At 70.3% G+C, this 17,607-nt stretch carries 23 protein-coding genes; 6 read left to right on the forward strand and 17 right to left on the reverse strand.

Annotated elements, in window-relative coordinates:
* Window positions 1-46 precede the first annotated feature (46 nt).
* Window positions 47-217, reverse strand: coding sequence for a hypothetical protein (locus tag ACZ6MA_RS26180; protein WP_469436432.1), 171 nt, complete (start codon window positions 215-217; stop codon window positions 47-49).
* A 175-nt stretch (window positions 218-392) separates the two neighbouring features.
* Between ACZ6MA_RS26180 and ACZ6MA_RS26185 the strand changes: the two genes are divergently transcribed.
* The 3 genes from ACZ6MA_RS26185 to ACZ6MA_RS26195 all read left to right on the forward strand — a co-directional run bounded on the left by ACZ6MA_RS26185 (window position 393) and on the right by ACZ6MA_RS26195 (window position 2,254).
* Window positions 393-857, forward strand: a complete 465-nt coding sequence (locus ACZ6MA_RS26185; RefSeq protein WP_469436708.1) for a DUF2199 domain-containing protein — start codon at window positions 393-395, stop codon at window positions 855-857.
* Window positions 857-1,519, forward strand: a complete 663-nt coding sequence (locus ACZ6MA_RS26190) for a hypothetical protein (RefSeq protein ID WP_469436434.1) — start codon at window positions 857-859, stop codon at window positions 1,517-1,519. The genes ACZ6MA_RS26185 and ACZ6MA_RS26190 overlap by 1 nt, the downstream gene beginning before the upstream one ends.
* 117 nt (window positions 1,520-1,636) lie before the next feature.
* On the forward strand, window positions 1,637-2,254 hold the full coding sequence (locus ACZ6MA_RS26195) for a DUF6000 family protein (protein WP_469436435.1): 618 nt from the start codon (window positions 1,637-1,639) through the stop codon (window positions 2,252-2,254).
* A 409-nt stretch (window positions 2,255-2,663) separates the two neighbouring features.
* On the opposite strand, the gene ACZ6MA_RS26200 is transcribed toward ACZ6MA_RS26195, so the two are convergent.
* The gene (locus ACZ6MA_RS26200) at window positions 2,664-2,990 is read right to left on the reverse strand and encodes a hypothetical protein (protein ID WP_469436436.1); all 327 of its coding nucleotides are present in this window, start codon (window positions 2,988-2,990) and stop codon (window positions 2,664-2,666) included.
* 48 nt (window positions 2,991-3,038) lie between these two features.
* Entirely contained in the window at window positions 3,039-3,533 is a 495-nt protein-coding gene (locus ACZ6MA_RS26205) for a hypothetical protein (protein WP_469436710.1), read from the reverse strand.
* Window positions 3,534-3,757: 224 nt separating this feature from the next.
* Here ACZ6MA_RS26205 and ACZ6MA_RS26210 point away from each other — a divergent pair, with 224 nt between their 5' ends.
* Window positions 3,758-3,919 carry a hypothetical protein gene (locus tag ACZ6MA_RS26210; protein WP_469436438.1) on the forward strand — a complete coding sequence of 54 codons (162 nt, stop codon included), beginning with the start codon at window positions 3,758-3,760 and terminating at the stop codon, window positions 3,917-3,919.
* 1 nt (window position 3,920) lies between these two features.
* On the opposite strand, the gene ACZ6MA_RS26215 is transcribed toward ACZ6MA_RS26210, so the two are convergent.
* The 4 genes from ACZ6MA_RS26215 to ACZ6MA_RS26230 all read right to left on the reverse strand — a co-directional run bounded on the left by ACZ6MA_RS26215 (window position 3,921) and on the right by ACZ6MA_RS26230 (window position 7,606).
* Window positions 3,921-4,109, reverse strand: coding sequence for a hypothetical protein (locus ACZ6MA_RS26215; protein WP_469436440.1), 189 nt, complete (start codon window positions 4,107-4,109; stop codon window positions 3,921-3,923).
* Between the two features lie 77 nt (window positions 4,110-4,186).
* Window positions 4,187-6,316, reverse strand: coding sequence for a chromosome segregation protein ParM (locus ACZ6MA_RS26220; protein WP_469436442.1), 2,130 nt, complete (start codon window positions 6,314-6,316; stop codon window positions 4,187-4,189).
* An 84-nt stretch (window positions 6,317-6,400) separates the two neighbouring features.
* Window positions 6,401-6,820 (reverse strand): conjugal transfer protein TraB, encoded by a 420-nt coding sequence (locus ACZ6MA_RS26225; RefSeq protein ID WP_469436443.1) that lies wholly within the window; start codon window positions 6,818-6,820, stop codon window positions 6,401-6,403.
* 21 nt (window positions 6,821-6,841) lie between these two features.
* Window positions 6,842-7,606 (reverse strand): hypothetical protein, encoded by a 765-nt coding sequence (locus ACZ6MA_RS26230; protein WP_469436444.1) that lies wholly within the window; start codon window positions 7,604-7,606, stop codon window positions 6,842-6,844.
* A 1,272-nt stretch (window positions 7,607-8,878) separates the two neighbouring features.
* Here ACZ6MA_RS26230 and ACZ6MA_RS26235 point away from each other — a divergent pair.
* Window positions 8,879-9,049: a hypothetical protein gene (locus tag ACZ6MA_RS26235; protein WP_469436446.1), complete on the forward strand. Its 171-nt coding sequence runs from the start codon at window positions 8,879-8,881 to the stop codon at window positions 9,047-9,049.
* A 409-nt stretch (window positions 9,050-9,458) separates the two neighbouring features.
* Here the strand turns inward: ACZ6MA_RS26235 and ACZ6MA_RS26240 are convergent, their stop codons facing one another.
* The 10 genes from ACZ6MA_RS26240 to ACZ6MA_RS26285 form a co-directional block, all read right to left on the reverse strand.
* Window positions 9,459-9,767, reverse strand: a complete 309-nt coding sequence (locus tag ACZ6MA_RS26240; protein ID WP_469436448.1) for a hypothetical protein — start codon at window positions 9,765-9,767, stop codon at window positions 9,459-9,461.
* Window positions 9,764-10,240, reverse strand: coding sequence for a hypothetical protein (locus tag ACZ6MA_RS26245; RefSeq protein ID WP_469436450.1), 477 nt, complete (start codon window positions 10,238-10,240; stop codon window positions 9,764-9,766). The genes ACZ6MA_RS26240 and ACZ6MA_RS26245 overlap by 4 nt, the downstream gene beginning before the upstream one ends.
* Window positions 10,241-10,354: 114 nt before the next feature.
* Window positions 10,355-12,211, reverse strand: coding sequence for a DUF2637 domain-containing protein (locus ACZ6MA_RS26250; protein ID WP_469436452.1), 1,857 nt, complete (start codon window positions 12,209-12,211; stop codon window positions 10,355-10,357).
* Window positions 12,212-12,452: 241 nt separating this feature from the next.
* Window positions 12,453-13,229, reverse strand: coding sequence for a hypothetical protein (locus ACZ6MA_RS26255; protein ID WP_469436454.1), 777 nt, complete (start codon window positions 13,227-13,229; stop codon window positions 12,453-12,455).
* Window positions 13,230-13,384: 155 nt separating this feature from the next.
* A complete protein-coding gene (locus ACZ6MA_RS26260; protein ID WP_469436455.1) occupies window positions 13,385-13,645 on the reverse strand; it encodes a hypothetical protein in 261 nt (86 codons plus the stop codon).
* A gap of 104 nt (window positions 13,646-13,749) precedes the next feature.
* On the reverse strand, window positions 13,750-13,953 hold the full coding sequence (locus ACZ6MA_RS26265) for a hypothetical protein (RefSeq protein WP_469436456.1): 204 nt from the start codon (window positions 13,951-13,953) through the stop codon (window positions 13,750-13,752).
* A gap of 406 nt (window positions 13,954-14,359) precedes the next feature.
* Window positions 14,360-14,626 (reverse strand): WhiB family transcriptional regulator, encoded by a 267-nt coding sequence (locus ACZ6MA_RS26270; protein ID WP_469436457.1) that lies wholly within the window; start codon window positions 14,624-14,626, stop codon window positions 14,360-14,362.
* A gap of 5 nt (window positions 14,627-14,631) precedes the next feature.
* Window positions 14,632-15,072, reverse strand: coding sequence for a hypothetical protein (locus ACZ6MA_RS26275; protein WP_469436459.1), 441 nt, complete (start codon window positions 15,070-15,072; stop codon window positions 14,632-14,634).
* 153 nt (window positions 15,073-15,225) lie between these two features.
* Complete coding sequence (locus ACZ6MA_RS26280; protein WP_469436460.1) at window positions 15,226-16,044, reverse strand: hypothetical protein; 819 nt, start codon at window positions 16,042-16,044, stop codon at window positions 15,226-15,228.
* A 319-nt stretch (window positions 16,045-16,363) separates the two neighbouring features.
* A complete protein-coding gene (locus tag ACZ6MA_RS26285; RefSeq protein ID WP_469436462.1) occupies window positions 16,364-16,561 on the reverse strand; it encodes a hypothetical protein in 198 nt (65 codons plus the stop codon).
* Window positions 16,562-16,753: 192 nt separating this feature from the next.
* On the opposite strand from ACZ6MA_RS26285, the gene ACZ6MA_RS26290 reads away from it, so the two are divergent.
* Window positions 16,754-17,509, forward strand: coding sequence for a GntR family transcriptional regulator (locus ACZ6MA_RS26290; RefSeq protein WP_469436463.1), 756 nt, complete (start codon window positions 16,754-16,756; stop codon window positions 17,507-17,509).
* The last annotated feature ends 98 nt before the right edge of the window (window positions 17,510-17,607 follow it).

Here is a 17,607-nt window from a genome sequence, read left to right on the forward strand (position 1 = left end):
CCCACCCGGGGGGTCAGGGCGGGGGTTCGTCCGAGCGGTTCGTTGATCAGGCGGCGAGCCGGTGGGTGACCGGGGCCGTGAAAGCGACGTAGGTGTCGGGGCTGGGCTCGTAGCCCCGGGCGCAGGGGTCGCAGCAGCCCTGGGTGCGCAGCGGTGTTGGCGGAGTGCACTTGTTCCGTAGCTGCTGTAGTCCGGCGTCAAGGAAGCCAGGTGCCATCGCCTGTCCTCGGGGGAGCCAGCTGTGACTGAGCGTGCTAGTTGGCCGCGCAGAGCGGTGGCCGAGTAAACCCCCCTTCGGGTACGGCTGGAGTCCGTCGCTAGGCTCCGGGCCCATGACCAGTGATTCGGGGTTCACCTGCGCATGCTGCGGGGCCCACCACCCTGAGCTGCCGATGAACTACACGGCCGAGGCCCCCGCCGTGTGGGAGCCGGCCTTCGCCGACGCCGAGGACTGCTTGCTCTCTGCGGACCAGTGCGTGGTCCGCGGGCAGCACTACTTCGTCAAGGGCCTGATCGAGATACCGGTCATCGGCAGTGCCGAAGTGTTCTCCTGGGGCGTCTGGGTCTCGCTCAGCCGAGAGAGCTTCTCCCGAGCCTCGGATCTCTGGGACAGGCCCGGCCGTGAGGCTGAGGAGCCGTACTTCGGCTGGCTCACCACCGATCTTCCGGTATACCCAGCGACGACACTCAACCTGAAGACGCGCGTCCATACCCGTCCGGTCGGCGAGCGCCCCTTCGTCGAGCTGGAGCCCACCGACCACCCCCTCGCCATCGAGCAGCGCACAGGAATCAGCCCGGAGCGCGTACGGGAGATTGCGTCGGCCGTGCTCCACTCCGGAGACGGCGAACAGCGGTAATGGCTGACCAGCCCGTATCGTCCGTCCCGATCGCGCCTGCCGGCCTGAGCCGCAGGGCCCGGCGGTTCATCGAGACGGAGGGCATACGCGTTCGCCGGCAGGACATCCGGCGACTCCGCGACACGTGGATCGAGCACGGGATCCCTGCTACGGAGATCGAACGGGCTGCTGCCTTCCAGGACCGCTGGGGCGGCCTCGCCTTGCCGCCAGCCCCGTTCTACGAGGGCGGTCCGCGCATCTTGAACGCCGACTGCCCCGAGGAGGCGCCCGCGGACGGCTGGTCGTTTCCGGCAGGGGACTGCCGGGTGTCCATGGCTTACAGCTTCGTGATCGGCTCCGACGGTGCGTTCGGTATCGACGCCTATCGTTGGACGCCCCTGCATGCCAGCCCTGACGGGTGGGTTGAATCCCTGGCGCTCGCCGCTCATGCCCGCCGCTGGGCCACGACCGTCACAAGGGTGACGCGCAAGGCCGTCGACGCGCTGGATCTCAACGCATTCGAGCCGGTACCCGAAGTGCAGGGTGTAACCGACTCCTGGTGGCGGGGCAAGGACTCGCTCATCGCCGTGTACCGGGGTGAGGCCGTGGGCCTTGACGCCCCGCAATGCCTCGAAGCGCACATCTACGGGGGCCTCGACGAGTGGGGCCTCTACGGCGGCTGACCTATGGGCCCTGGGTCTGAGCGCATACTTCAGCACAGGTGCCAACTGCCGTACTCGCTCACATAGGGGCAAGGGAGGACTGGCTCTGTTCTGAGGCGGCAAGGCAAGATCGCCAGTGTGATACACCACCCTCACGACGATGCTGAGTTGCTGGCATTGGTTCGTCGCTATGTCACGCCCGAGCGGCGCTACCTAAAGCTCGGCGGTGGCTTGCTGCGCATGCAAAGTCCTGAGTGCGACCGATTTATGCGAGACCTTCGTGAGGACGCGGGACTCATCACCGCAGATGAGGTCGCCAAGCTTCTTCAGGGCGGCTGGCGGGAGCGGAGAACTGCGGCTTGGCTCGTAGCTGTCTCCCGCCGGACCGAGTTCCGTGAGCACCTCGGGGAACTCCTGCTGGCCAGCGAGGTCTGCTGCGCTGGGCTGGCCTATTGCGTGGCCCTGGCCAGCTTCGGAACGGCGCGCGACGCTGATCTGCTCGTCGCCTACCTGGATCGCTACCTCTGCCGCCCTGACCTCGCGTACGACCAGACCGTTGTCATGGGCGCTCTCCAGTTCATCGACCTGAACCTTGGAGGTGGTCAAGCCGACCGCTTCCGAGAACCGGGGGGCCTGTGGCAGCAGTGGCTCCAGGATGCACCTCACATGAGGGTCGACTCGGACCCCACCCCCTTCTTCTTGAGCCTCATTCGTCGGCTCTGCGCATTCGTCGACGAATGTGCAGAGGTGCTATGACCGCCCTCATCTCGTGATGGTCTCTCTGAACCATGGCCGTCGACCGGGGAGCAGTCAGATCTGCGTGCGGGACGCGATGTAGTCGAGCCAGTCGCGTCTGGCGTATCCAGTCCACCGTGTGGCGTTGCTGATGCTCGTGCCGGTGAGGTCGGCGAGGACGGATGCCGGCAAGGTCGGAGGCCAGGGCAAGGCGGGTAGCGGGGGCCGGGGCGCTGCGGGCGGGGCCGGCCGATCCGGCGGCGCGGGCGGGGAATGAGCACGAGCGGTTCCTCCAGTGGTTGGTGGACAGCGCTGCGCCCCGCCGACGTTGTGCGGGTGTCGGCGGGGCGCCACGTGCGGCCGGGCGGCCTGTCCGGTCCTCGCCCGGCCCGCGCGGGGCGGGTGGGCGAGGGCCAGGCAGGGCGTCAGGTCAGCGGGCGCGCAGTCGGCGGGTGGCCCACTGCCGCAGCCGGTCGAGGTGCGTGGGGTGGGTGTGCCGCCAGGCCGTGGGGAACACGGCGTCCTCGGTGAGGAAGGACCGGGACGCGCCGCAGGTGCACATCCAGACGTAGGGCTCGGGCCGGGTGTCGTCGCGGATGGCGGTGACCTTGGCCTGGGCGCCGTCGTGGCGTCCGTGGAAGGTGCCGACCCAAGACTCGTTTTCAGGGGTCGGCGGCTGGGGCGGCAACTGGTTGAGTAGGTCGAGGAAGGACGGATTGTTCTGGCCGTTGATCGGCTGCTTGTCGTTGTGGGTCATGGCGTGGCTGCTCCCTGTTCCGGGTGGCGGGTGATGGTGGTGGGCGGGTCAGTGGATGTCGTTGCGGGTGCGGGCGAAGAACGCGCCGCGGGTGGTGCTGTTGTTGTGGATCTCGGTGTGGTGGGTGACCGGGCCCTCGTAGACGTGCTTGGTGACGGCCGCGCGGGCCTTGCTGATCGCGCCGCCGAGGGCGGTGGCGGCCATGGCCAGGCCCGCGAACGGGAGGGTGACCATGAGGACCCCGGCGAGGCTGACGGAGGCCAGGCCCTGCAGGACGAGCCAGGCGCCGCAGCCGATGCCGGTGATCCCGGCGCCCACGCCGATGCTCGCGACGGCGATCCCGGCCGCCCAGGCCGGGACGATCCGCTGGTCGGGCTGCGGCACGGGCGGGGTGGTGCCGAAGGCCGGCGGCGCGGTGTCGTCGCGGTAGGAGGTGGGGTGCTGCCGGACGGGCCGGGCCGCCCACTCGTCGAGCAGGCGGCGGGCTTCGGCCGCAGCCTCGGACTCGGGCATGCCGGACTGGGTGGTGTGCAAGGGGTCCATCGGGGGTTCTCCGATCACGCGGAAAGGGGCGCGCCCTCCAGGCCGTGGTGGCGGGGAGGGCGCGTGGGGGAGTGGCCGCGCAGCGGGGAAGGGCGTCGCCGGAGTGGTGTCCGGCGGCGCCCTTCGGCGTTGTGCAGCAGGTGATTTGAGGCTGGCGGGTGGGTAGTCACCGCACCGGCGCCCCGGGCATCCTCAATCCGGCAGACACAGTGGAGGGGAAACGGGTGGAGTTCGTCTTCGAGTGCGGATGGTGCGGCGGGGACAACTACTTCGTCGGCAAGCAGGTCGGCTTCTGGGTCGACAAGTGGGAGGTGCCCTCGGAGTGGGACTGCCGCTTCTGCGAGGGGCTCAACTACACGCCCGACCCGCCGTGGACCGAGGCGTAGGTCAGAAGCTGGCGAGCAGTCCGGCGAGCGCGGCCAGGCCGGTGTTGATGGCCGGGGCCAGGCCGGTGGCGGCGAGGGTGAAGCCGAACAGCGTGCAGGTCAGCGCGGGGCCGAAGCGGACGTGTCCGCCCTTGACCAGGACGACGACGATGATGGCGAGCAGCGCGGCGGTGGAGATGGACAGGCCCACGAGGGGGTGCTCCTTCACGAACAGTGGGGGGCCGGCCGCCGTTCGGGCGGGCCGGCCCCGGGTGATGGGTGGGTGGTTCAGGCGTCGGTGAGGCTCTTGATGGCCTCCAGCGCCTGGCGGGGCGAGGTGACCTTCTCCTCGGCGTAGCGGCTACCGCGCTTGCCGCCGCGCTTGCCGCCGCCTCCGCGCCGGCGGGGCTTGCCGTCGCCGTCGTCGTCCTCGTCGGGCTCGGGCCAGAACTCGCCGGGCCGCGGCTCGGGCTCGCTCCAGTCGAACCACAGGCCGAGCTTGGTCAGCTCGCTGATCTCGTAGTCGGTGAGCCGGTTGATCTCGCTGGGGAACAGGTCGGCCAGGTCGTCGTCGAAGTCCACGTACAGCGCCTTCATCAATACGGCCCGCCCGTTGTCGAGGACCACGACCGCGACACCGCCGGTGGAGACACCGTTCTCGGGTTCGGCCTCTCCGGCCATGGCCCGCTCGATCGCGCTGCCTTCCTTGGGGGCGTAGCGGGCGGGGATGGTCGGGACGTCGTAGGCGTTCTCCATGGTGCCCTCCGCCGCCTTGCGGGTGGCGCCGGGCGACCCCATGTTGAAGATGACCGGGCGGCTGTTCTGCCGGAGGTTGTCCTTCATCTCCGTGGAGAAGCCGTTGTGCGCGAACGGCGACTGCCCGGCCGGGTTGAAACCGATGCCGTACTTGAGGCCCATGACGGTCAGGGCGTCGCCGTCGGCCTGGATGAACTCGCCGTACTGGGGGTCCTGGCTCGCGGTCATGAACTCGTCGGCGTAGACGTTGAGCTGCTTGTAGGGGCAGCGCGGGTCGCCGGGCTTGTAGTCGTGCGGCTTGCCGTCGTGCGCCCACGGCATCTCCGCCCGGATCTGGCACAGGGCCTTGGCCGCGCGCAATTGGCGGGCCATGTAGAGCGGGGTGATGCCCTGGCGGTCGATGTACTCACCGAGGGCGGTGGTCTTCTCGTCCTTGAAGCAGGACGACAGCCACACGATCTGTCCGGCGTTGGACTCGGCCACCATGGTGACGGCGAAGAACTGCGTCTTGCCGCCGCGGGTGACGCCGAGGACCAGGCCGTGCTTGGCGGCGTTCTTGTCGTGCTGAAAGACGAAGTTGTGCACCGGCTGGCCGGTGATGCTGAACCCGCACACGTACATGCCCTTGGCGTCCGGGGTGAGCAGCTCGCGGGTGGCGGGGAACGTCGGGGACAGCGGCGGGGTGTCGAACATGCTGACCAGGAACTCGGCTCCTTCGACCAGCACGAAGACGCGGCTGTCGTCCTCGGGCAAGCCCAGGGCGCGGCACAACTTGGGCAGGTCGATGCGCGGAGCGTCGGTGGAGTCGGCCATCCTCGCCCGGTAGAACGTCACCCCGCGTTCCTCGTCGCGGCGTTTGTGGACCAGCTCGGAGCCGGGGGCGCCGCCCTTGGGCGAGCCGACCGTGTCCGTCCAGCGCTCCTGGTCGGTGGGGGCCTTGCGGCGGCGCTGGTTGGCGTCGGGGGTGATGTGGGCCTCCATCCAGCCGGGGCCGCCCTGGCGGCCGGGCTGGATGGCGACCTCCGACAGCACGACGTCGCCGGAGTGCACGGCGAACGGGGCGGCGACCGCGGCCTCGGTGAGGCCGGTGATCGGCCGTCCGGTCTCCGAGGCGCGCAGCAGGATCGTCATGTCGTGCCGCTGCCCGGGGTGCCGGGTGGCCTTGACGACGTACGTACGGCCGGGCATCCCGGCCTGCTCCCACAGCATCCGCGCGTCGCGGGTGAGCAGGTCGGCTCCGTCGTCCTGGACGACCGGCTCCTCGAGGACTTCGTCGGGCGCCGGCTGCACGACGGGCGCGGCCAGGGCGGGGCGGTGACGGCGGCGGGTGTGCCGGGAAAACGGCATCACCAGGTAGCCGGCCGCCGCCCATGTGGCGGCGAGCAGCCCGTCCATCCAGTACGGGCCGAAGCCGGTGGTGGTCTTGGCAGTGACGTCGATGGCGGCGGCCAGGACCAGCGGGGACCAGCGCAGGATCTTGCGTCCGGCGCCGGGCTCATCGCTCTTGGCGGCGAGCACCCAGCCGCCGATCCCGGCCGCACCGGCCAGCTGCACGACCTGGTTGACGGGGCTGTCGGGGCAGAGGTTCGGGGCCATGGCCAGCACGGGAGCGGCGAGGGTGTAGGCGAGGCGTTCGAGCGTGACACTGCGCGGCGTGGCCACCGGCTTCTCCTTCGGGGCGAATGGGCACGGGCGGCCCCGCAGTTGTCGCGGGGCCGCCCGTGGCAGGGGGTGGGGGAGTGGGGGTCAGCGGGTGAAGAACCCGGGCCGGGGCGTCTTCTCGCGCCGGCCGGAGCGGATGTCGTCGAGCGCGCCGTAGAGCCGGGCGTGGGTGTGCCGGGTCTGGTGGGTGAGGTCGGCGGTCTCCTGCGCGGTGTCGGAGAGCTTCTTGACCTGCACCCCGGCGCCGCCGAGGGCGACGGCGACGTTGCTGGTCAGCTCCACGAACTTCGCGTCGAGTCCGGCGTTGTCGATGTCGCGGGCCACGTCCTCGGCCCGCTTGGCGTTCCTCCTGACGCTGCGCACGAGCTCCTCCAGGCCGAGCCCGGCGTCGTCCAGCGCGCGCCCGAGGGCGCCGAGCTTGGCCTGGACGGCCTTGTAGCGGTTGTCGCCGTCGGCGACGGCGGGCGCCGAGCCGCCGGTGCGGGGTGCGGGGTCGCTGCTCATCAGCGGGTTTCCTCCCTGCTTCTAGTCGTGGTGGGCGGCGGCCGACGCGTACGTCAGGCCCGCGTCTTCCTTCGCGGCCATGTCCTCGCCGTACACGCGCGCGACCATCGCGGCCGCGAGCTTGGCGGCCTCCAGGGCCAGAGCGCACTCGCTCGCGCACCGTTCGGCCTGCTGCTTCATGCGGGCCGCGGCGTCGGCCAGGTCCGAGATCAGCTCGGTGACCTGGGTGCTGACGTTGTGGTCGCCGACCAGGTCGGTGGCCATGTCCCGCAGGGCGTCGGCGACCTTGTCCAGGGCCTCGGCGAGGGCTTCGGCCCGCTCCTGGTCGGAGGCGGCCTGGAGGGCGATGGTCGCCATCTCCATCAGGTAGCCATCGAACGTGATGTCCGTGCGGTGCTGAGCGGCCAGGCCGCCTCCGCCGGACGGCCTGCTGACCTGCGCGCTGCTCACGCTGCTCCCTTCCGTGCTGGTGGGTTGGGTGGTGCCGGGCCGCTGGGTGTGCGGCTCGGGTGCGGGAGGCAGGGCCCTGGGCGACACGATGACCGCGTCGGGGTAGTCGGGCTCCTGATGCGGCGGGGGCGGCGCCTGCTTCGGCTCCCGTCCGGGAAAATCGACGGTGGGGACCCCCATCGCGAACCACGCCCCCGCGCCCGTCGTGCCGGCCGTACCCGCGCCGCCCGCCGGGCCCTTACCCGCCGCGCCCGGCCCGGCCGGACCGGGCCCGCCCTTACGCGCCCCGGCCTTCGGCCGCTTCACCCTCTGCTGCCTCAGCTTGATCCTGGGCATTTTCAAGCGCGGCCCCTTGCGGCCACCTCCAGGCTTTCCGGGCCCGCCTCCAGCCCCAGCGGCCGCCGGCTTCTTCGCCTTCGGCTTCGGTGGCTTCGGCCACTTCACCCATGGCTTCTTGGGCTGGAGGCCCGGCTTCCTCGCCTTCCTCAGCCTGATCTTCAGTCGTAGCTTCCTACGGCCGGCCGTGGGCTTTCCGGGCCCGCCTCCAGCCCCGGCGGCAGCCCCCGGCCTCTTCCGCTTCGCCTTCGGAGACTTCGGCTTCCTCAGCCTGACCTTGGGCCTCTTGGCCTTGCGTCCTGGCTTCCCGGGCGGCTTCCTCGCCCCGCCCCCCGGCGTACCGGCACCTGCCCCAGAACCCGCGGCCCCGGGCCCCGAACCAGCTTTCCCCTTCCTCTTGTTCCTCTTGCGTTTCTTGGCGGCGCTGATGACGGGCCGGGGGGCGGGCTTCTTCCGGCGCTTCTTCCAGCGCCGCTGCGCCTCTTCCGCAAGGGCCTCGCCCAGGGTGGTGCGGCCCGGGCCAGCGGCTGCCGCAGCCGCCTTCTTCGCTTTCCTCGCGGCCGTTCGGTCGGCCTTCTTCTGAAGCCGGTCCTGCCGCGCAGCCTGCCGGTTGTCCCGGGCCTGTTCACGGTCCTTGGTGCGGTCGGCGAGCCCGGCGGCCTGGCGGGCGGCGCGCCGCTGCTGCCGCGCGGCCTGGCGGGCGCCGGCCCGCTCCTGGCGCCCGCGGGACCGCTCCGCCGCCGGACTGGAAGCGTTCGAGCTCCGCTTCTGGCCCTTGTGGCCACCGTCTCCCTTCGAACCGCCCTTACCCGAACCGCCAGAGCTGCCAGAGCCGCTTGGACGGCCTTGGGAACCACCGGCCGTTCCTTGACCCTTGGCGGCACCGCTGCGGCCGCCAGCGGGACGGTCAGGGCCCTTCGCCGCGCCCTTAGAACCGACGCTCGCCCCGGAGTTGCGGCCGGAGCCCTTCCCCCGGGGGCCGGTGCCACTGGAGCTGTTCGTCCCCGCTCCCCGGCCGCCAGCTCCCCGGCCGGCTGCGGAACCGGTGCCGCCGGAGTGGGAGGAGCGCGAGGCCCCAGGCCGGTTCGCTCCCGATCCGGAGTTACTGCGGGGCGGCCCTGTGCCGCCACCGCCGCGGGAGGGCCCGCCCCCGCCGCCGGCCTTCGAGCGGCCCTTGTCCGCGCCGAGGCCGGAGCCGGTCGACTTCATGCGGTCGGCGTCGGCCTTCCCGCGCGCTGCCGCTTTGTCGCCTTTCGCCTTCATCATCGCGGCGTGCAGCTTTCCGTTCTGCTCCATCATCGCGACTTCCTGCGCGGTGCGACCCTCCAGCAGCGCGGCCTTCCGTGCTATTTCAGCCTCACGGAAAGGCGCTTCGCTTTCATGCCTGGCCCGCGCCATTTCCAACCGGAGTTCCAGCCAGTCCCCGAGACGGTCGGCGAGTGAACGATGCTGGACATATTCGCCCTCCTCGTATTCGCCGTCATCTTCATTGAATTCCGGTGACGTAATCCCTTCGGAGCGCAGGGCCGTAGACGGGTCCGGGGCAGCGGGGACCGGGGGCAGTTCCATCGTCGTCTCCTCCGGCGACTTCGCAGGAGCCTCGGGAACGTCTTCCGGCGATGGAATGGTATCGCCGTAATCCGGGATCGGCGGTGGCACGTATGTGGAGTCATCGCGCCAGGGACCGCGGACCAGGATCCCGTTCGGGTCGTCCACATCGGACACGATGCACCTCCCTCCTGGGACTTGACAGGGCGTGGGGTCCTGTGTGCACGCGTGTGCACGTGCACGTGTGCACGCTTTACGCGCGCGAGGCCCCGCCGGAGCCCGGCGGGGCCTTCGCTGGTGACGTTCAGTTACGCGGGGGGTGCTTCGCCACGACCTGCTCCGCGTACCGCAGCAGGTCGTTCCAGATCCGTCCGTCGCCCTCCACTCGCTGGTCCAGCGCCGTGATGAACAGGCGGCAGATCAGCGCGAATCCGGAGTACACGTCCTGGCGATTTGCTTTGACGTCCTTGGCCATTCGGGATCGCGCCAGGCGGAGCCAGAATTCCATCTGCCCTGCCTCGCCGCGAGATTCGCGGGCTTTCTTCGCCTCTTCCTTCAGCCAGTTCTGACGCCGTTCGGCTGACCGTTCGGCGCTGCTGAGGGGGCGGTTCACGCCGACTCCCGACCAAGGTCGTAAATCGATGTGGGCCCACCGTACCCCGAATTCTGGTGCTGCGCACCCTGCTGGGGCGGGTTGGGGGCGGCCTGGAGCGTCAGCGGATTCTTCTTCCGCTGCCTTTCAATCTCCTTTTCCTTCCTGCCCTTGCTCGTATTCACAACGGCCTCGTCGTGGGCACGGCGCTTATAGGCGCTCTTTTCCAGGCCCGCGGTGAGGTTGTTCAGATTCTTGAGCACGTTCCCGAGGGCCTTTTCGACGGGCAGCGCGCGCAGCCTGGCGTGGTACCAGCGGTCGCCCTCCACGTGCGTGTCGCGCAGGTGCACGCGGGTCTCGTGGGCGAGGGTCTCCAGGTTCTTGCCGATGTCCAGCAGGACCCGCTGGACATCGGCCAGGTACCGGGCGGTCGCCTCCGGGCTCTGCGCCACGTCGCGCAGAGGGGAGTAGTTCGGGTCGTTGTTGCTGTTCACGGCGGGGATTCCCTCCTGGTGTACTGGTGGGGCTGTGACTGCTTCCGGCAGTCGCAGCGAGGGCCAGCCCGATTCGCGCGGGCTGGCCCTCACTGGTGTGTGCCGGACGATGGATCAGGGCCGGTAGCCGCCGGCGAGGAGCGCCGCTGCCTCATGGCGGTACTCCGAGGCGGTGCCGGGGGAGGAGATGCTCAGACCTCCCTGGACGTCGGCGAGGGATACCAGCTCCGACAGTTCGCGCTGGATGCCGGCGAGGTCCTTACCGTCGGCGACGAGGCCGGCCGCCAGCGCCATGCGGGCGACCTTGCGGACCGCGCGTTCGCGCGGCTTGAGCTTCGCGACGTCTTCGGCTTCGGCTGCGGCCCGCTCGATTTCGGCAACGACCCGTCGCGTTTCGGCAGCAGCCCGCTCGGCTTCGGCAGCCTCCTTCTGGGAGCGCGCGATGTCGGCGAGAGCAGCCGCCTGGCGGCGGTCCTCCTCCGCCTTCTTGCGGTCGGCTTCGGCAGCGGCCCGCCGCGTTTCGGCAGCGGCCTTCTCCGTTTCGGCAGCACGCCGGTCCGCTTCGGCAGCGGCCTCGCGGGCCTCGGCGACGGCCTGGGTCTCGATGGCCTGCGCCTCCGCCGCAGCGACCCGGTCGGCCTCCGCAGCTTCCTTCCGCTTCTGCGCCGCCTGGCGCTCCAGCTCGGCCGCCTCCAGGTCGGCGGCGGCCTTCGCCTTGCGTGCCTCGGCGATCCGCACGGTCTCGATCGCGCCGGCCTCCGCCGCCGCGACCTTGTCAGCCTCGGCCACCGCCCTGCGCTGCTCAGCGGCCTTGCGCTCGAGCTCGGCCTTCTCCAGAACCGCGGCGGCCGCCGCCTTCCGCTCCTGGGCCTCCTTGCGCTCCGCCTCGGCCTCGCGGGCGCGCGCTTCGGCAACCACGGCATTGTCGAGCGCCTGCTGCTCCACCTCAGCGGCCCGCTCTGCAGCGCTGACCTGGGCTCGGGCGTGCGCGCGGGCCTGACCAGTCTCGCCCTCCACGCGGGCGCGGACGGCTTCGAGCTTGCCCTCCGCCTCCAGCCGGTCGGCCTCCGCCTGCTTCCGCGCGAGCTCTTGGCGCGTCTCCGCGTCCAGGCGCCGGCGCTCGGCTTCCTCCGCTCGGGCCGCCGCCTCGCGAGCCTGCTGCTCAGGCATCGCCAGGGCCTGCGCGACGGTGTAGCCGTGGGCGGCCATCTTCATCGGCAGCAGCTCGTCCTCGGTCGCCTTGTCCAGGTCGCCGTCGTACTTGCGCTTGAGCCACTGCTGGTAGCCGATGAGGTCCTGCTGGCGCCGGATCATCTCCGGGTAGGAGGTGATCCCGTGCAGCCGCATCCGGCGGTAGAACCGCGGCGTGGCGACCGGCGAGAGGATCCAGCGGTGCAGCGGAATCCGGTCGGCCGCCGTCCCCGCCTCCAGCCTGGCCCTTTGGATGATCAAGCGGCGGGCGGCCTCCACACCGATCACGAACAGGACCGGCATGACACCGTGGGAAGCGGCCTTGACCGGGTCGGCGCCGATCTGGCCCTGTGAGCTGGCGTTGAACCAGATCGTCGCACCGGTCATGGCGTGCGCGGCCATCCGCAGCAGCGGCCAGCCGATGTCCTTACGGATCAGATACAGGTCCAGCGCGAGGAACGCGATGATGCTCGCGTCGACACCAACGGGGAACCAGGGAGCCAGCTGCGTGCTGAATCCCCAGCTCAGGGCGACCTTGGCCAGGGTGCTGTACGACATCGCGAAACCAATGACGCCGACCAGCGTCCCGCCGATCGCAGCGACAAACGACAGCGCGGTCATCAGCCGGTCACGGCCAGGCTTGATCATCTTCCGCTTGTCCGGTCCCGAAACGCCCACGGCCGCACCCGAAACCTTCTCGGGCGCATCCGAAATGGGGACCGGCGGACGCGAAACGGGGGTGTCGGGAACCGCGCTCTGCGGCCATTCGGTGATCGTCATGGAGGCCTCCGGAAGGGATCGTTCAGGGCGGGGTCGAAACAGCGGCCGGTGCTCCCGAAACGCAGGGAGTGCGTCCCCGAAACGGCGGCCGGTGCGAACGGTTGCTCGCGAAACAGGCACCGGCACTACCCGCTCCAAGCGCACGAAAAGGCCGACCGCCGGGAAGCGGGCAGCCGGACTGAAGGAAAGCTGCGGGGCGGGCACGAAACGCCCCGCAGCTCCCGCCCGATGGGAGCGAAGCTCAGGCGAGCGCCCGGTCGGCCCTGTCACCGGCGAGGCCGGCGACCTCACGCAGCCGCTCACGCTGCTCCTCGATCACCCGGTTAAGGTCGCCGACCACCGGGGTGTCGTGCCGCGAGTAGGGAGTCAGCTCGTACTCGGAGATGTGCTCGATCCACCAGCCCTTGGCATCCAGGCCGATCTCCCGGGCGACGTCCCCCAGCTCCAGCTCGTCGTACTCACCGGCGACCCGGACCTGCGCGTCGGCGAGCTTGGCAAGCTGCTCGGCGAGCCCGTCCCACGCCCCGGCCGCCGTCCTCGCGGCACGCTCCGCATCAGTCAGCCTGAGCAACTGCGCACGCCACTGACCATCCGCAGTGCTCCAGAACTCCCCGAACACCCGGCGCAGCTCGGCCAGCGCCGACGCCCACGCCTCCCACAACGGCGCCGCCCTGCGCAGCAGGGGAGCGGCCTCCAGCCGGAGCCGGGCCTTGGACCACATGATCCGCGCCGCCTCGTACTGGTTACTGAGCTCACGGCTCTGCTCCCAGGTAACCGCCGTGTCCTTGTAGACGGCGAGCGGCACCTCAGGCTCGGGCTCGCGGCCGGTAAAGAGAGCGAAGTAGTAGAGGACCCCGCCCTCAGACCGGCCGGGCTCAGCGCGCACGAAGTGCGGGTGGTGATACCGGGCGACGTCGGCGACCGCCGGGGCCGGCGCAGGCGTCGGCTGGGCGGGGGCCTGCCGGTGGGGGAGACCGGTGTCTTCCAGGGGGTGCTGCAGGGCGATGGTGCGAGGCATGAGGCCCTCCGTGAGTTGAGAGGAAGCGGCCGGGCCTTTCCCGGGCTGGGCCGTGCGGAAAGGCCGACGGCCCGTCGTGCGGGCGGCCGGCCTCGGAAGGTGCCATAGGGAGGGAAAGAGGTTCTGTGCCGCTCCCGGCCGTCGGGAGCGGCTGATCACGTGAAGACGGCAGGCAGGTGATCGATGCTGTGGCCCCGTTCGACAAGGGCGGCGGCTAGGTACTCTGCGGCCTCGGCTTCCTCGATGCGCAGCTGGTGACGGCCGAACGCCAACGTGGCGACCTCAACGGCGGTAACGGCGGTGACTCGGCTGGGCTCACCCATCAGGCGCGACTCAGCCTCACAGACCAAGTGCGAGGCGACGTTCATCAGACGGATGTGCCGCTTCCGTGCGCGGAACTGCTTAACCGTAAACATTGGTGTGCCCCTTCGGATGGCTGTGTCCGGGCTGTCCGGCTCCCCGTCACCGCGCGACCCGGCACGCGGCCGGGGCGGGCGGATCAGGCAACCGGCAGACCGGATCACACGGCGAACCGCGGAGCGGCGGCGAGGCCGGCGACGACGCGGCCGTCGCGGACGTGTCGGCCGATGATGATCAGATGGTCGCGCGTGGCACGGTCGGTGTCCGGATCAGCGCCTTCGACCAGATGCTCGTAAGACTCGAAGTCGGCGGCGGCCCAGGTGTCGCTGTCGCCGTGCTGGGAACGGAACTGGGCAGGAGTCATCTGTTCCTCTGTTCCTCTTTCTTGCGGACGGGTGGCCCTGAGTCATGCCGGGTCGAGAGGACGATCGGGTGGGCGGGTCTCCCGTGCGGCGGGCGACCGGCCGTAAAGGAGCAGCGCGGAACGGCCATCGACTCGCGACTCCGTCCCGCGCCGCGGGTCAGCTCCGCTTCCGGAGCTGGTTGATGTGCGCCTCCTGGAGCCTCGCGAACGACTCATACAGGCGCTGGCCGGTGCCGCACCGTGCGTCCAGCGAGCACCCTGCACAGGTCTCACCGTGTGCACGATCCGCAGCCGCGGCCTTCATGTACCGCTCGTACAAGTCCTCAGCCACGGGCCCGCCGATCAGCTGCGGACTGTGCGTTCGTCCGGCGGAGTTCGGCCTCCAGGCGCTGGCGATCGGTGTCGGTCATGCCGTCGCCGCGTTCCTGGCCTGGGCCCGGGCGCGGGCGGCGCGGCGCTTCAGCGACCGGCGCTCATCCTCCGACAACCCGCCCCAGACACCGGCGTCCTGGCCGGACTCGAGCGCCCACTGCAGGCACTGCTCCCTGACGGGGCAGCGTCGGCAGACGGCCTTGGCCTCCTCGGCTTGCAGGACGGCCGCGCTGGTGTTGCCGACGGGGAAGAACAGGTCGGGGTCCTCTTCGCGGCAGACCGCGTTATGACGCCAGTCCACCGCCATCACCCAGCCTGTCCGGTACCGCTGCACGTGGTGCAGGTCTGCCAGGTCTGGCGGGTCACGCCGTCAGCGCTGGTGTCGACCATCCGGCCGCGCTCCCCGTCGCAGTCCCTGCAGACCTGCCCGGCCGAGGCCTGAGTGTCGGCCTCGCGGACCAGGTGGTCCGACGTCGTCCACACGGAGCCGACCGCGACGGGCTGGCTGTCCGGACGGAGCACGTCCCGGACGATCACGGCCCACTGGGCGCCGCGGCGTCGGAGTAGTGCGCGGGCCCCCTCCGGGTCTCGGACCAGGGCGAGGACCTCGAACGCCCCGTCCACGTTCTGGTAGATCGCCCCCGGGCGGCGCGGTCCGATCTGGGCATCGACGACCCGGCGCAGGCCTTCGAGGAACAGCGGGTCGGAAGCGGCCGCGGGGATGCGTTGTGTCATGCTGACGGTCATCTGGGCCTCCCATTGGGTCCAGTGCGTGAGATCAGCCCCGGGGAATTACGGTCCCCGGGGCTGCTGCGTTCACCTGACTGCCCGTACGAGCAGCCACGGCCCCGGCCACCCCACGTGATCGGGTGGCCGGGGCCGTGGTCGTTCGTGCCGGGCCTACCGGCTGAGCTGCTCGACCGTCGTCGCGAGCAGCGTGATCGCGCTCATGAGGTCGGCGCGCTCCCATTCGTTGAGCTGCGGGCCGTCGGCCTTCTTCGGGGTGAGCGACTGGAGCATCGCGGCCAGGGCGTCGTGGGCCTTCTGGAGGTCGGCCCGGCGGACCGAGTCGGCGGTCGACGCCCACTTCAGCTCCCGCAGCAGCCACAGCCCCTGCTCGCGCTGTTCGGCCAGCTCTTCCTTGACCGTGAGGGCGGCACGGCGGGCGGGCTCGGTGCGCCGCTTGTGCGCGACCAGGTGGGCGAGCTTGCCGCCGTCGGCGCAGCGGGTGCGGCCGGACGGGGCGCAGGTCGCGCAGTTCCTGGTGTGGGCCTCGTACATCTTGAGCGCGGCCTTCGCGTCCAGGAGCGGCGACAGGATCTGCATGACGGCCGGGGCGACTGCGGTCTTCGGCTTCCGCGTGACGCGGTTCGAGTGGCGCCCGTTGGTCTCCGCGCAGCCTTCCTGCAGCCGCCGCTCCCACACCTCGAACTTCACGTTGACGATGACCTGCCGGTTGCTGCCCGAGCAGCGGATCGGCGCGTCTTCGTGGGCGGTGCCGGCGTGGTGCGGGACCAGCTTGTGGACCTTGGCCTGGATGCCGGTGATGGGCACCCAGGTGTTGCAGTCGGGGCAGACCAGCGATGCGCAGTGGGGACGGAGGTCGTACTGGTGGGGGCGGAGGGTGGAGATGGTGAGTGCCTCGCGGAAGCTGACCTTCTTGGTGCGGGTCCGGCTCTTCCGGAGACGGGCGGTGGGGTCCATGGTCGAAACGGACATGCGGCGCTCCTTGTGTACGGAGGGGCAGGGGATGCGTCGCGGTGCTCTCTCCGCCCGTCAGGCCGCTCGGGAGACCCGGCGTCCTGACGGACGGACAGCGCATCTGCGCTGCGACGTACATGCAGGTCAGTCGAGAAGCCCGGGGGATTTGGTGGTGCTATCGACCCCGGCCGCCCCGAGAGGCGGACGCCTTCCTGCGGTCTTGCGGTGGAGCTTGGTATTGCAGGTGGAACAGGGACCGAGATCCGGCTCCCTCATCCGGCGCCGCCGCGGGGCGGTTCCGGGTGGGGGAGCCGGGTCCGTGAGGACCCGGCTGGAGCTAGGCCGCGAGCGGCAAGGGCTCCCAGGCGGTGGCCAGCGGCGCGATGCGCAGCTGCGCGGCGTAGGGGAGGAGCACGTCGACCAGGCGCTCGCGCACCAGCTCGGTGGCGGTCGGGTCAGTGGCGGCGATGTCGCAGGAGGCGAGCATTCGGCTCTCGCGGGCCTCGATCGCGGCGACGGCGGCGGTGATGTTCATGGGGTGGTGCTCCCTTCAGTAGGGGCCCGTGCAGAAGCGGTCAGGGGCATTCAGGCAGGCGAAATAAGCGCTTTCGGCGTTCCTCCGCTCGGAGCGCCGTGACGCCTACGACGATGGAGTCTTCTAGAAGACTTGTCAAGGTCTTCTAGAATGTTGTTGACTGGGTAGCGTTCCGACAGGAAGGAGCTGCCAGTGCCTCCCGCAGCCCCGAAGCAGCCACCCAAGTGGCGGCAACTTGCCGACGAAGTCGCGGCGCAGATCGCTGGCGGCGTGTACGCACCTGGTGACCGGCTGCCTTCCGTTCAGGCGCAGGTCAGTGCAGGCAAGGGCGCTACCGCGACCGTCCATCGCGCTTACCAAGCACTGGAGGCCGAGGGTCTCGTACGCACCTTGCAGGGGAGCGGCACCACAGTCCTGGGCCCCGACAGTGCACCCTTGAGCACCATTACCGGCGCGGCCCGTCTTGAGCGACTCCGACGTACGGGCCGGGCACTCGCCCCTCGGGAGGACTACGTGAACTCGCGCGCCATCCTTCGCTCCTGCGCAGATCCCGACATAGCGGACCTCCTCGGCATCGACCTGTACGACGAGGTGGTGATGAGAAGCCGAACGTTCGTACGGGATGACAAGCCCACCGTGCTCGCCTTGAACGTGATCCACATGCGGGCGCTGATTGCTCTTCCGGAGCTTCTCCAAACCGAGCCCACGGTGAAGTTCCGTCACGACCTGTACGCAGAGCGCACAGGCAAGGCTGTCACCGCGGGCCCTGAGCGAAGCACCGCACGCCTCGCTTCCGACAATGAGCTCAGCGAGTTCGGGATCGATGTACCGCCTGACGTGCGGGTCCCGGTGCTTGTGCTGCGCACCCTCTATTCCGACGAGGACGGTCCGCTGGAGGTCTGGGAGGACATCCTTCGCCCGGGCATGTGGCATAGCAGCAATGTCTGAGATCCGGGCTCCAACCACGATGCGCGCTCCTTTAACCGATTCGTTGTGTGGGGCCAATCACACCGGCGGCAGTGGAAACGGAACATCACAGCGGCTTG

The sequence above is a fragment of the Streptomyces sp. NPDC042259 genome (genome assembly GCF_055582085.1).

What these genes read in the sequence shown, in the direction of transcription:
- ACZ6MA_RS26265 (WP_469436456.1), bottom strand. Translation starts at nt 13,953, where the DNA reads ATGACTCCTGCCCAGTTCCGTTCCCAGCACGGCGACAGCGACACCTGG.
- ACZ6MA_RS26250 (WP_469436452.1), bottom strand. Translation starts at nt 12,211, where the DNA reads ATGACGATCACCGAATGGCCGCAGAGCGCGGTTCCCGACACCCCCGTT.
- ACZ6MA_RS26205 (WP_469436710.1), bottom strand. Translation starts at nt 3,533, where the DNA reads ATGGACCCCTTGCACACCACCCAGTCCGGCATGCCCGAGTCCGAGGCT.
- ACZ6MA_RS26230 (WP_469436444.1), bottom strand. Translation starts at nt 7,606, where the DNA reads ATGCCCAGGATCAAGCTGAGGCAGCAGAGGGTGAAGCGGCCGAAGGCC.
- ACZ6MA_RS26275 (WP_469436459.1), bottom strand. Translation starts at nt 15,072, where the DNA reads ATGACCGTCAGCATGACACAACGCATCCCCGCGGCCGCTTCCGACCCG.
- ACZ6MA_RS26225 (WP_469436443.1), bottom strand. Translation starts at nt 6,820, where the DNA reads ATGAGCAGCGACCCCGCACCCCGCACCGGCGGCTCGGCGCCCGCCGTC.
- ACZ6MA_RS26190 (WP_469436434.1), top strand. Translation starts at nt 857, where the DNA reads ATGGCTGACCAGCCCGTATCGTCCGTCCCGATCGCGCCTGCCGGCCTG.
- ACZ6MA_RS26200 (WP_469436436.1), bottom strand. Translation starts at nt 2,990, where the DNA reads ATGACCCACAACGACAAGCAGCCGATCAACGGCCAGAACAATCCGTCC.
- ACZ6MA_RS26285 (WP_469436462.1), bottom strand. Translation starts at nt 16,561, where the DNA reads ATGAACATCACCGCCGCCGTCGCCGCGATCGAGGCCCGCGAGAGCCGA.
- ACZ6MA_RS26280 (WP_469436460.1), bottom strand. Translation starts at nt 16,044, where the DNA reads ATGTCCGTTTCGACCATGGACCCCACCGCCCGTCTCCGGAAGAGCCGG.
- ACZ6MA_RS26260 (WP_469436455.1), bottom strand. Translation starts at nt 13,645, where the DNA reads ATGTTTACGGTTAAGCAGTTCCGCGCACGGAAGCGGCACATCCGTCTG.
- ACZ6MA_RS26180 (WP_469436432.1), bottom strand. Translation starts at nt 217, where the DNA reads ATGGCACCTGGCTTCCTTGACGCCGGACTACAGCAGCTACGGAACAAG.
- ACZ6MA_RS26255 (WP_469436454.1), bottom strand. Translation starts at nt 13,229, where the DNA reads ATGCCTCGCACCATCGCCCTGCAGCACCCCCTGGAAGACACCGGTCTC.
- ACZ6MA_RS26185 (WP_469436708.1), top strand. Translation starts at nt 393, where the DNA reads ATGAACTACACGGCCGAGGCCCCCGCCGTGTGGGAGCCGGCCTTCGCC.